We start from the raw sequence: 11,677 nt of genomic DNA on the forward strand, positions 1-11,677 counted from the left end.
CGGGTTGGCGCGGTCGCCCGGTGCTCAACGGTGACGCTGATGCGAAGGCACGGGTGCATGTTCTCCTCGTAACGAATGTCGTCGGTGGGCAACATGAATCGGTTCCTGGTTGCCTAGGGATCGGGCCCGGCGTCCGGGTATGCCTCGACCGCGGTGGTCTCGCCACCTGCGATGTCGGTTGCGGAATCCCAGCCGTGCGCCGTACCGGAGAGTGCGTCGGTGATCGCCGCAGTGATCGCCGCTCCAGTTCCGGATCCGGTTTCGGATCGGTCGGCGATGGTCGCGGAGAGGGCGTTGCGGGCTCGTTCGATCAGTGCTGTCGGTGTCGGGGGCTGCTCGGTGCTGGTGGTGGAGTTTTCAGTACCGCGGTCGGTGCGGCGCAGGCTGTTGAGTGAGCGCCGAATGTCGGCGGCGATGGTGGGGGTGGTGTAGCTGCGCCACAGTGCATCCAGGTCAGCAACGCTGAACTGCAGGTAGTGCTCGACTCGTTGTTCTATGTCGCTGGTCGCGGTCTGGAATGTTCGGACACGTTGTTTGCGGCCCATTCCGATCGAGGCGGCGGTCATGGTGGCGCGCGTCCAGATCGCTTCCATGTTTCGCCGGACCTGTTGGGCCGCAGCAGGTTCTGGCTCACCATCTGCACCTGTGGTGGCGAGCACGTGCTCGCGGGCGACGGTGATCGCGGCAATATCGGCCAGTTGGGCGGTGTCGGCGACGACGCGGCCGAAGGTGCGGCGCCCGGTCACTGGACGCGGTGTCGGGAGTAGCTGTTCGCCGGTCCAGGTACCACCAGCGTGCCCGACATGGCGTGCGAGATCGACCCAACTGCGGGCCATCCCTTCTGCGCGGGCCCGGATCTCGGTGAGATCGCGGTCCCGGTCGACGGCGGCGATCTGTGCGAGCGCCTCGGTCCGGGCCGCGGTGTCTGTCACTGTGGCCTGCATGTTCTTCCGCAGTCGGGTGCCTTCGGCGGCCAGCTGGTGGATCCGGCGCAATAGCGCCGCTTGGTCGGCTGCGAGATCGCGGACGCGCAGCGCTGGTCGCGGACCGGTCATCGCTCGATTTCCTGGACCGGCGGCAGGAATTCGGGAGCCGGGATATCAATGTCGGCCGTGGTGTCCGAGAACCAGGGGTCCGCGCTCGCTGCGTCGCTGAATACCGCTGGTTCGATACCTGTTCGGCCTGCGGCATCCGCACTGTAGGTCAGGTTCGCGGCACCGATCGCGGCGTTGATGTCGTGCCCGGTGGTGGCCGCCGATCGGAACAGCGTGTGCGGCGGCACGTACATGGCACCGATCGCGGAGGCCAACTCCTCGGGCGGCGGCAGTGCCGCAGCGGAGTCGATCGTGATCCCGGCGGAGGCCAGCGCGGCGGCTTGCAGACCATAGGCACCGATATCGGTGTGCGCCGCCGCACGCCAGCGCTGCACCAGACCGTCGACGGGGACGCCGTCGAGCATCGCTACCCCGGCCTGAGCCCAGTCGGATGTCGCGCCCCATAGCTCGTGGCCTTGCTCGGCGGTGAGACCGAGCAGGTTCGCTATCCCGGCGGTGCGGGCGCGCAGAGCGGCCAGGTTGCGGTCGAAGTCGAACGCGACACCGGGATCGGTGGCCGGGCCTATCGGGCCGTAGGCCACCTCGAGGGCGCTCCACTCACATAGGCGTTGCGCGTCCGTGGTGAGGGTGCCGAGTATCGGGTCCCAGTCGAGGGCGGCAGGGGTGCGTAGGTACAGGTCGGCGCGCCAGGTGAGGCCGCGGTCGCCGCGCTCGCGTACGTGGTCGATCCACGCACGGGGCACCCCGCCGGCGTGTGCGGCGTTGGTCAACTCCTCGCGCACGACCGCGCGGTGGTGGTAGTCCTCGAACCAGGAGGGCGGTGGCCGTTGCCCGCTCTGCTGCTGGGCCTGGGTTGCCTCGGCCACCATGGCGTTCAAGAACACCGTCTGGTTCTGCAGCGTCTTGAGCACCTTCACCTGCGCCCGCGTCGGTGCAATCACGATCGTGTTCCTTGCGCTGCGCCGGGACCCATTGCCCGGAAGTCGGGCCCGAATCCGAGGCGTTCGATCGGGGTTGTCGTGCCCTCGACGCCGAACCAGGCGGGTGCGATCGCACTGTTGGGTAGTCCGGTCAGCTCGATGTGTCGTTGCGGGGTGCACAGATGCAGAGGTCCCTGCGCGGCGTCCAGGATCACCCGCATGTGCCGGTCGATATGGCCGACGAACAGGCTCGACATCGCGGTCTTGTCATCAGCGCGACGCGCGGCTTCGAAACTCGCGTGGATCGCGGCGAAGCGCAGCGCGACACTGTGATGACGCCACCATTGCCGACACCACGTGTAGTGGCCTTCGCGGTTGTTCGCGGTGATCCGCACCGCGATGACCGGCAACAGCCACTCGGTCACGAAGTCGCTGTAATGCGCGAACAGCGGTTTCGTTTCGCTCCCGCTGCCCGTCGCCCGGACTGGGGCCGGCTTGGGTCCGAACCAGTTCGCGGGCACCGGATCCGCCGACAGCGACGGCACCGTGTTGTGTTCGCTGCGTGTGCAGCGATACAGCGGCCCGTTGGCCGCATCCAAGATGACATGGAAATGCGCGTCGACGTGGCCCAGGACATAGGAGCTGATCGCACTGCCGGCCCTGCTACGGCGAGACGCCTCGAAGGCATTGTGCAGGTGGGCGATTCGGACCGAGACCGCGCGGTGGCGCCACCATTCGCGGCACCAGGTGTAGGTGTTGTCTCGGTTGGCTTCGGCGAGACGGACGTTGATCATCGGCAGCAGCCATACGTCGGCGAACTCGGTGAAGTGCTGGTACACCGGTGGCTGCGGTGGGCCCTTCGGTTTCCCGCTCGCGGCCGCGCGCGGGTTCGGTGCCGGGCTGGTCATCGCTCGCTCCCCCCGGCCGCGCCGGTCGTCCCGGTCGCTGGTGGGGCGACGGTCTCGGCGGCAGCGTTTTCGAACCGGGCCAGGGATCGGCGGATCTGGGGTTCGAATTCGGGGTTGATGTACCAGGGAATTTTTTCCACCAGTAGCGGCCCGTGGTTCGGCAACCGCACCAGGGCACGGTCTTTGGGCAGCGCCCCCAACTGGGCGACATCCAGGATCGGTTCCGAACGCCACGTCAAGGTGCGGTTGACCCCACCCGGGCCGAGGCTGCGGGACCGGTCGGCCACATCGTGGGGGCCGGTCATGCGTGACCAGTGTTCAAGGTAGTCGAGTGCGGCGATACCGCCGCCATAGACCTCGATGGATTGGGCGCGCATGATTTTCAGCCCATGAGCCCCCCACAATTTCTCCCCCTGTTCCAGCACTTGCAAAATGGTGATCAGGATGATTCCGCAGCCCCCGCAGTAGGTGTAATACTCCGGCAATTCCGAAATTCGTGCACAGTTAGCGGCCTCATCCAGCACCGCCAGCAGCGGAACCTTCAGGCGCCCATCAGCTCTCGCACGCGCCGCGGTCAGCGCGGCCTCCAAGATCTGCCCGACCAAAGCCGAGGTGAGCGGGGTCGCGGAGTCGTGCCCGGCCATCGACAACGCGTAGAGGGTGTCGCGGCTTTGCACGAAGTCCGCGGGTTTGAATTGCGGTAGCTCGTGCGTGACCGGGCCGTCTTTGAGGTCGAGGACGACCTTGCCGTTGTTTTCATGCGCCTTGATGATGCGACGCCGCGGCGGGGTCACCATCCGCGCATATCCTTCGTGGGTCAGCACATTGAGATGGCGCCGCGCCATATCGAACAACCCGTCACGTTGACGCGCGTATAAACTTTGGGCTTCCACAATCCGTTCGGCGGCACGGGGATGGTTGTAGTAGCGCAGGATCAACGCGGGAGTTTGATCCTGGTCGCGACCCAGCCAATCCGCCGCATGCATCAGATCCCCACCCGCGCACGCCGCCGCGAACCCATACAGCGCCAACAACTCTCGGGCACCACCATCGAAATAGGCGTCCACACGCGCGTTTTCGGAGTTCGAGTCGGCGATGAAGAACCCCGCCAATTTCCGGGAAGCGGGCAAGGTCTTCACCTGCGCCAGCAGATCGACCCAGAACGAGCATTCGACCTTCCCGGTAACCGCTTGCAGGTCACACAGCCAGATCCGGCTGCCGTGTTCTTCACGTGCACCGACGGTGTGGCGGTACACGTCGGGCTTGTTGGAGGTGGCGATCACCGGCCCCCACGCCGAGCAGATCGCCGGCACAGCCCACACCATGGTTTTGCCGGTGCGCTGACCAGCCGCGATGAACACACTCATCTCGGCGGGCACATACAACCCGACCCCGCCCAGCACCGTCCTGCCCAGCGGAGGACCTTTCAACGCCCGGATCTGCGGCGGTGCATCTTTCAGCAATCGGAGCGCGGCGGCGGCGTTGTCGGCTTGGGTGGCCATCGTGATCTCTCGCGGACGTTGCATTGTGCGCGCGGCGGCGTCGATGCGCGCACGCGCACCGAATGATCGCCACCCCACCCGCACTAATGCCGACATCGGCACGGCGAACACCACCGCGACGACGCTGGATTGCCACGGCCACCGGTGCTGACCGGTCGCGACTTGCAGCAACGCCCCCACGGGGTGGCGGGTCACTGGGATCCCGGCCCACCAACTGCCCACGCTCAACGCCGCCCACGCCAGCCCCACGATCGCCATGGCGGCCAGAAAAAGTAGTAGCGCGGTGGTTTCGGGTCCGAGGCCACCAACGCTGCGGCGGCGCGCCTCCCGTGTGGAAATCATGATCGGAAGCTCCTCAACATCAAGTGCGGACACGATTGGGAATTACCTTGTGGGCCAGGCATGTTCACCCGGTCGCCTCTTGACCCGCCTCGATGCGGGCACTGCTATGGACCGGTTCGATGGGTGCGCTGGTGTCGTCGAGGTCCCAGTCGGTGCCCGCGTCGTCGGTGATGGCGGCGTCGATGGCCTTGCCGATCGCGCCACCGCCGCCGTCGGCGCCGATCGTGGAGTTCACGGTTTCGGGCGTCGAGAGTGTTGGTGCGGCTTCGGTTTCGGTACCGGTGGGCGCGGCTGCGGGGTGCTCGAGTTGGCGGCGCAGATCGTTGACTGTCTCGCGCAGGCTTTGTGCTTCGGCGTGGGCATGGTCGCGTTCGGCGGTTAACAGTTCGATGTGGCCCAAATGTGGGTGGGCGGGTTGTTCGCTCCATCGGGAGCCCTCCAGGCCGGCGTGGTAGGCGGCATCGACATCGGCCTGGTCCAGCCCGGATTCGAGCGCGTCGATCCGGGCTTGTCCCAGGCCGTCGCGCAGCAGTTCCAAGCGTTCGATGCGGGCTTGATCCTCTTCGCGCGGGCCGTCCCAGTGATCGACCAGGCGTGTGTGCTCAGCGGCGAGGTTCTGCACCTCCCGCAACATCGCCGCTTGCTCGGCGTGCCGGTCGGCGATATCGGTGTAGTCGAAGGTGATCTGGGCATCCCTGATCACCGCCGGCACCAGTGAGGTGTGGACCTCTTCCCAGTTCAACGCGGCATCGGTGTCGGCGAGGACGGCCTCCACCTCGGCCATGCTGAACTGCCGTGCACCGGGCGTGGCACCCAGCGCCCGATCCACCAGGCTCAGGTTCGAACGCGCCGCCTCTGTGGTGGTCTCTGACGCCACGTCGGTCGGCGGTCGCCCCGTTGGCTGCGCTTCGAGATCGGCGGTGTTGGTCATCGACCGCAGTCGAGGGCCTGGTGAGCGCCAGCCCGCCCCGTCTTGGACCGAACCGTAGGGCTGGCCGTCGGCGTGTCCGGTGATCTCGCACGCCTGACGCAGTGTGCGCCAGTCCTTCTCGTCGACCACTAGATCCCCGGACTCCCGGGAGGCTGCGATGCGCGCGAAGTGCCGCCGAGCCGTTTCCGGGCGGGCGTGCCAGACATCGGTCGCGGCCTTGGATTCGTGCCACAGCTTTCGGCACTCCGCCGATTCGTGGGCGCCCCACGTCTTGTCGAGCTCGGCGATGTATCCGTGAAGCTCTGCGATACTTTCCGGGCTTTCGCCGTGGTTGGCGATCAAGGCGAGGTTGTAGCGCTGTGCGTAGGCCGCCCGCAGATTCGCTTCGGTATCGGTGGCGGCGTCGGTGTAGTAGCGCGGGTCTTGGTAGCCGCGTGGCTGTTTCAGCCACTTCATAGCTCCGGCTCCCGTCCCGCCGTCGCCGAAGGATGCTCGGGGGGACGTGCCGCTTCGGTAGCCCATTGCCCGCTGTCGAGGTCGCGCAGTGTCGCATCGATGGCTTCGCCGATATCGCTGCCGGTCTCGGCTGGTGGATGTTGCACCGATTCGGCGCCGGTAGGGATATCCATGTCTGGGCCCGAGTCGGTATTGGAGACAGCGTTGTCCCCCAACGGGTCTCGAAGTTTTGCTTGGATGGTTTTGAGCTGATACTCGAGTCCGAGGATCTTGGTGTTCTGGTCGATGGCCTGCATGCGCTGTTGCATGACGAGCTGCCCGTTTTCCAATGCCCGTTGCGAAAAGAACTGGGCGTTGGCGCTGAGCTGTTCGATCCTGCCCAACCAGCGGTGCGAGGGCTGCACCGCCCACGGCACCCCTTCGGTGCCTGCCAGCTCCGCCGCCATGACATCGTCCTCGGCGACCCCGTCGCGCAAGGCGTCGCGGCGCGCCTGCCCCAACGCTTCGGTCAGAGCTTGCAGCTCGGGTTCCGAGCCGTCGTGACCGTGTTGACGCGCGGCGGCGTCGGCGACCAGTGTCGTTGCCGCGGCGAGGTTTTGCACCTCCCGCAAGCGGCGGGTATATTGTGCGTCGGCCTCGTCGTCCGCCACCGAGGATCCGACACCGGCAGCGCGAATCTGGCCGATTCGCTCGGGAGCATAGAACAGCCGCAGCGCCAGGTTCTCGACCTGCGTGGGTGAGGTGTCCAGCTCGGGGTGAGTCGAGAGGTTCGACGCGGATTCACCAACGGTGGCAGCCTCGCCTGCGTTCGGTGGTGAACCTGTCGTGGTGGGTGTTTCGGGATTTTCGTGAAATGTGTTATCGGACATCGTCCTCGACTTCTGTCGAAGGGACCGCAACGACCAACGCGCGTCGTGTGCGGCTGTTTCTGATGTCCCCGGCGATATGTGTGGCTGCCTTCACCGCGACCGGCACCTACGGTCAGCGAGAAGACCCTTGTTGCTGTTGTGAACCGCTGTCGCTGTGCGCGCCGCGATCAGCACCTACGGTCAGAGCGCACAGGTGTTGCGGTGTCGATGGTTATGGTTCGGGACCGGCCTGCTTATGCGGGTCTGGTGAGATGCCCGTGGTGGGGCTGGATTCGCTGCTCCACTCCCCGACCACTGCAGGTGGCAGTGCCAGCTCGATCGCGGCGGTCATCGCCACGTCGGGAGCGAGGGCGTCTTCGACGAACTGCGTGCGAATCGCCGTATAGGCCTCGGCGATCATCTGCTCCGGTGCCGGTGGCAGGCTTTCAGCGCGCGGAATCGGTTCACCATCAGCATCGACCGCGACATACGGCGGCACAGCCAACCCAGGGTCCGCGCTCATGTACTTGCGCAGCTCGGTGCGCAATCCGTCCTCGGTCTGCGCACCGATATAGGAGGTGTGCAGCCTCAACCATCCCGCCCTGTTGATTCCCCACAGCTGCTGGCCCTCAGCCGTGCTGACCTGCGCCATGTGCGCGAGCGCGGTCGCCCGTTTGTGGTGCACGCGCATGTTGCGCTCGAAATGGCGGGCCTGGGTCGGGGAGATCTCGAATGTCACTCTGCCGGTGGCGACGCGGTCCTGGTAAGCGGCGGCCAGATACGCCATCCGCTCCAGAGCCCACAAATCCGGGGCCATCATGTCGAACCAGAACTGTTGGACCTCACTCGATGCGCTCGGCAACTCCGCCCGCTGCGGGGCCACCGCGGTCCGGGATCCGAGTTCGCGCACATCCTCGATCCAGGCCGACTCCACCCCGGCCTGCAGAGCTTGCCGTTCGAGGGCTTCGCGTTCGGCGGCCAGCGCATCGAGGTGCATCGTCCATTCCAGCTGCGGGTCGGTGCCGTCGTAGCCCTCGTAGCCCTGCTGTGAGATACGGCTGTGTTCATGTTCCAGATGCTGGATTCGGCGCAGCAACTCGGCCTGCCAGTGCGCGACTTCACGTTGGTGTGGTGTCAGCTCAGGGTCGGTCACGATCGAAAACTCCTGCTGTAGCGTCTAGTTCGCGGCATCGGGTCACGTTTCCGGTTCCAGACCGGATGCCGGACCGGGTGCGGGGAACTCGGCGTCGCCGACTGGTTCAGCGCCCCAGCTGCGGATGACTCCGTCGGGAAAGGCCACCCCAATCGCCGCACCGCCACCCACATCCGCCAGCTCCGCCGACTCCGCGCCACCCGACCGCAGTGCCTGGCTGGCGTGGTGAATCATCAACTGCGGCAACGGTGGTAACTGCTGCGCGTCCACCGGGCGGTCCGGTTCACCGCTGCCGAGGGGTTGCATATTGCGTTGGGCGTCGTGTTCGATCCCCGGCCACGCCTGGGCGCGCCATCGCTGCTCCAGCGCTGGGTCGGCGTAGGTGTTCACAGTCGCCTCGACGAGCGTTCGCCAACCCTGCGCGTCGCGTCCCCACAGCTGTGCGCGTTCGATGTCGGTGAGGTCGGCGGCGTGGCTGGTGTCGGCGGCACGCACCCACAGCGCGGTCATGTTGGTTTGAAGTTGGCTTGCCGCGACCGGGTGATCCTCGGAGTGAATTCCCTGGGCGATGCGGCGTTCACGGCGCGCGGCGGTGACCGCGGCCATGTGTTCGAGCTGCCACACATCCGCCGCGATGTCCTCGATCATCCTCTCCCGCACGGCCTCCCCACCGCGGGAGGGTTCCGGTGGCGGTGGTTGGCGCTCGTTCCATCGGATGCCGCGATCACCGAGTTCGTGCGCGTGGTCGATCAGTGGTTTCGGGACACCACTGGCGAGGGCACGAATTTCGACCTCACCGCGTTCGGCGTCGAGTTCCCGCAGATAGGCGCGCCATCTCGTCATCTGCACTTCATCGTTGCCGTGCGCGAGGTTGTAGGTTGGGTAGCCGCGATGCAGGACACGCTCGTGGTCCACCGACAGGTTTTGGACCTGCTCGAGCAATCGCGTCTGCCATGGCGCCAGTACCTCCCACGGACGCGACGGCCACGTCATCGCCGCACCCTCAGTCTGCGAATTATGCTGTTCTGCAGTATGTTTCGTGTGCGCATGGAATGTCTCCTTATCTGTTAGAGCTCGAAGCTGTGCTCTGCGTTGCCCGGCAACGGGGGCTGGCGCGGGTCGATGATGGCGTCGGCCGTGTCGCCGGTCATGTCGGCGCTGATGCCTGCGACCTCGATCGCCGTGCCGATCCGCACGCCGTTTCCACGCTCGGAGCCCGGCTCGATGTGCTGTGCCTCGCCCGGGGCACCGTCGACTGGCGTGGTGTTCAGCGCGGTCGCGGCGAGGGCGATCAGTTGATTCGGTGACGGCGGCATGTGCCCGGCCGCGTGCGCGTGACTCAGCGAAAGCCCTGAACCGGTCAGTACTTCCAACCGCAGCTCGTCGTCTGTCGCTTCCGCCTGAAGACTGACCCTCTGATTCCGGGTGAATGCTGACCCACCCTGTGAACGATCATGAGGTGCTGAACGTGGAGGACTGGGCGGAGATCCGACGGTTGCATCGCGCTGAGGGGATGGCGATTCGCGCGATCGCTCGTCGGATGAAGGTTTCGAAGAACACGGTGAAGAAGGCGCTCGGTTCCCATGAGCCGCCGCGGTATCAGCGCAAGCCGAAGGGGTCGGCGGTCGATGAGTTCGAGCCGCAGATTCGGGCGGTGCTCGCCGAGTTCCCGGATATGCCGACGACGGTGATCATGGAACGTGTTGGCTGGCAACGCGGCAAGACGGTGTTCTTCGAGCGAGTGCAGCAGCTGCGGCCGTTGTTCAAGCCGGTGGACCCGGCCTCGCGCACTGAGTATCAGCCCGGCGAGCTTGCTCAGTGCGATTTGTGGTTTCCGCCGGTCGATGTTCCGTTGGGGTTCGGCCATGTCGGTCGTCCGCCGGTGTTGGTGATGGTCAGCGGCTATTCGCGGGTCATGGCGGCGACGATGATCCCGACCCGGCAAAGCCCTGATCTGCTGGCCGGGCATTGGGCGTTGATCTCGGATTGGGGGCGTGTTCCGCGAGCTCTGGTCTGGGACAACGAGTCCGCGGTCGGGCAATGGCGCGGCGGCAAACCGCAGCTGACCGAGACGATGAACGCGTTCCGGGGAACGTTGGGCATCAAGGTGATTCAGTGCCGGCCAGGCGATCCGGAGGCCAAGGGGCTGGTCGAGCGAGCGAACGGATATCTGGAGACCTCGTTCCTGCCCGGCCGTGTGTTCACCAGCCCGGCTGATTTCAACACCCAGCTGGGTGAATGGTTGGTCAAGGCCAACCACCGTCACCATCGGCGGTTGGAGTGTCGCCCGGTTGATCGCTGGGATGCCGACCGGCGCTCGATGCTCGAGCTGCCGCCGGTGGATCCGGTGGTCGGATGGAGGCTCACGACCAGGCTGCCTCGCGATCATTACGTCCGGTTGGACTCCAACGACTACTCCGTTCATCCGGTCGCGATCGGCCGGCGAGTGGAAGTCCGCGCCGACCTGACCGAGGTGGTGATCACCCTGGCCGGCGCCGAACTTGCTCGCCATCAACGGTGTTGGGCCGATCACCAATCCATCACCGATCCCGATCATGCGGCCGCAGCCGCAGATCTGCGCCGATCCCGGCGCCTGGTCGCGGTTCCCGCGATCGACACCGATGTCGAGCATCGAAACCTGTCCGACTATGACCGCATGTTCGACCTCGACGAGGCGAGCAGCAGCGAGGAAATCGCCTGATGGCCACCAAGACCGCCAATGGTTCACGCAACGTAACCTCCGAAATCGCTTATCTCGCAAGAGCACTCAAGGCACCGACACTCGGCAGCGCGGTTGAGCGACTGGCCGAACGCGCCCGCTCGGAAAACTGGAGCCACGAAGAGTTCCTGGCCGCCTGCCTGCAACGAGAAGTTTCCGCCCGCGAATCCCACGGCGGTGAAGGACGCATCCGCAGTGCTCGATTTCCGTCGCGAAAATCGTTGGAGGAGTTCGATTTCGACCATCAGCGTTCGCTCAAACGCGACACCATCACCCACCTCGGGACCTTGGATTTCATTACCGCCAAGGAGAATGTCGTCTTCCTCGGTCCACCTGGCACCGGCAAAACGCATCTGTCGATCGGGCTCGGGATCCGCGCCTGCCAAGCAGGTCACCGCGTCGCGTTCGCCACCGCTGCCGAGTGGGTCTCCCGGCTGGCCGAGTCTCATCACGCCGGAAAACTGCAGGCAGAGCTGATCAAGCTCGGCCGGATTCCGCTGATCATCGTTGACGAAGTGGGCTATATCCCGTTCGAATCCGAGGCCGCGAACCTGTTCTTCCAGCTCGTCTCGTCCCGTTACGAACGAGCTTCGCTGATCGTCACCAGCAACAAACCCTTCGGCCGCTGGGGCGAGGTCTTCGGCGACGACGTCGTCGCCGCCGCAATGATCGACCGCCTCGTCCACCACGCCGAAGTCATCTCAATGAAGGGAGACAGCTACCGACTCAAAGACCGAGACCTCGGCCGCGTCCCAGCGGCCAAGACCAACGACTAACCAAACCAGCAGGGGTGGGTCCGGATTCAACCGGAACGACCGGGTCACGATTCAACCGGAGTTGACA

11 protein-coding genes are annotated in these 11,677 nt (G+C 65.6%); 2 read left to right on the forward strand and 9 right to left on the reverse strand.

All coding sequences use genetic code 11. The features are described 5' to 3' along the window. Positions 1-113 precede the first annotated feature (113 nt). The 9 genes from ACHQ4I_RS08995 to ACHQ4I_RS09035 all read right to left on the reverse strand — a co-directional run bounded on the left by ACHQ4I_RS08995 (position 114) and on the right by ACHQ4I_RS09035 (position 9,431). Positions 114-1,055, reverse strand: coding sequence for a hypothetical protein (locus ACHQ4I_RS08995; protein WP_420771231.1), 942 nt, complete (start codon positions 1,053-1,055; stop codon positions 114-116). Then, complete coding sequence (locus tag ACHQ4I_RS09000) at positions 1,052-1,996, reverse strand: hypothetical protein (RefSeq protein WP_420771232.1); 945 nt, start codon at positions 1,994-1,996, stop codon at positions 1,052-1,054. Before ACHQ4I_RS09000 ends, ACHQ4I_RS08995 begins: the two co-directional genes overlap by 4 nt. Next, positions 1,993-2,883, reverse strand: coding sequence for a DUF4913 domain-containing protein (locus ACHQ4I_RS09005; protein ID WP_420771233.1), 891 nt, complete (start codon positions 2,881-2,883; stop codon positions 1,993-1,995). The genes ACHQ4I_RS09000 and ACHQ4I_RS09005 overlap by 4 nt, the downstream gene beginning before the upstream one ends. Further along, the gene (locus tag ACHQ4I_RS09010; RefSeq protein ID WP_420771234.1) at positions 2,880-4,727 is read right to left on the reverse strand and encodes a type IV secretory system conjugative DNA transfer family protein; all 1,848 of its coding nucleotides are present in this window, start codon (positions 4,725-4,727) and stop codon (positions 2,880-2,882) included. The genes ACHQ4I_RS09005 and ACHQ4I_RS09010 overlap by 4 nt, the downstream gene beginning before the upstream one ends. A gap of 64 nt (positions 4,728-4,791) precedes the next feature. Continuing rightward, entirely contained in the window at positions 4,792-6,114 is a 1,323-nt protein-coding gene (locus ACHQ4I_RS09015) for a hypothetical protein (protein WP_420771235.1), read from the reverse strand. Continuing rightward, positions 6,111-6,983, reverse strand: coding sequence for a hypothetical protein (locus ACHQ4I_RS09020; RefSeq protein WP_420771236.1), 873 nt, complete (start codon positions 6,981-6,983; stop codon positions 6,111-6,113). Before ACHQ4I_RS09020 ends, ACHQ4I_RS09015 begins: the two co-directional genes overlap by 4 nt. A 211-nt stretch (positions 6,984-7,194) precedes the next feature. Further along, positions 7,195-8,115 (reverse strand): hypothetical protein, encoded by a 921-nt coding sequence (locus ACHQ4I_RS09025; protein WP_420771237.1) that lies wholly within the window; start codon positions 8,113-8,115, stop codon positions 7,195-7,197. Between the two features lie 42 nt (positions 8,116-8,157). Continuing rightward, positions 8,158-9,108 carry a hypothetical protein gene (locus ACHQ4I_RS09030; RefSeq protein ID WP_420771238.1) on the reverse strand — a complete coding sequence of 317 codons (951 nt, stop codon included), beginning with the start codon at positions 9,106-9,108 and terminating at the stop codon, positions 8,158-8,160. 74 nt (positions 9,109-9,182) lie between these two features. Further along, complete coding sequence (locus tag ACHQ4I_RS09035; RefSeq protein WP_420771239.1) at positions 9,183-9,431, reverse strand: hypothetical protein; 249 nt, start codon at positions 9,429-9,431, stop codon at positions 9,183-9,185. A 143-nt stretch (positions 9,432-9,574) separates the two neighbouring features. Between ACHQ4I_RS09035 and istA the strand changes: the two genes are divergently transcribed. Then, on the forward strand, positions 9,575-10,816 hold the full coding sequence (gene istA, locus ACHQ4I_RS09040) for an IS21 family transposase (protein ID WP_420771243.1): 1,242 nt from the start codon (positions 9,575-9,577) through the stop codon (positions 10,814-10,816). Beyond that, positions 10,816-11,610, forward strand: a complete 795-nt coding sequence (gene istB, locus ACHQ4I_RS09045; RefSeq protein WP_420771240.1) for an IS21-like element helper ATPase IstB — start codon at positions 10,816-10,818, stop codon at positions 11,608-11,610. The genes istA and istB overlap by 1 nt, the downstream gene beginning before the upstream one ends. The last annotated feature ends 67 nt before the right edge of the window (positions 11,611-11,677 follow it).

The sequence above is a fragment of the Nocardia nepalensis genome (assembly GCF_048910785.1).
GTDB lineage: Bacteria > Actinomycetota > Actinomycetes > Mycobacteriales > Mycobacteriaceae > Nocardia > Nocardia nepalensis.

Bases quoted from the DNA above. Each gene is read 5' to 3' on its own strand.
- ACHQ4I_RS08995 (WP_420771231.1), bottom strand. From the start codon at position 1,055: ATGACCGGTCCGCGACCAGCGCTGCGCGTCCGCGATCTCGCAGCCGAC.
- ACHQ4I_RS09005 (WP_420771233.1), bottom strand. From the start codon at position 2,883: ATGACCAGCCCGGCACCGAACCCGCGCGCGGCCGCGAGCGGGAAACCG.
- ACHQ4I_RS09010 (WP_420771234.1), bottom strand. From the start codon at position 4,727: ATGATTTCCACACGGGAGGCGCGCCGCCGCAGCGTTGGTGGCCTCGGA.
- ACHQ4I_RS09015 (WP_420771235.1), bottom strand. From the start codon at position 6,114: ATGAAGTGGCTGAAACAGCCACGCGGCTACCAAGACCCGCGCTACTAC.
- ACHQ4I_RS09020 (WP_420771236.1), bottom strand. From the start codon at position 6,983: ATGTCCGATAACACATTTCACGAAAATCCCGAAACACCCACCACGACA.
- ACHQ4I_RS09030 (WP_420771238.1), bottom strand. From the start codon at position 9,108: ATGACGTGGCCGTCGCGTCCGTGGGAGGTACTGGCGCCATGGCAGACG.
- ACHQ4I_RS09035 (WP_420771239.1), bottom strand. From the start codon at position 9,431: ATGCCGCCGTCACCGAATCAACTGATCGCCCTCGCCGCGACCGCGCTG.
- istB (WP_420771240.1), top strand. From the start codon at position 10,816: ATGGCCACCAAGACCGCCAATGGTTCACGCAACGTAACCTCCGAAATC.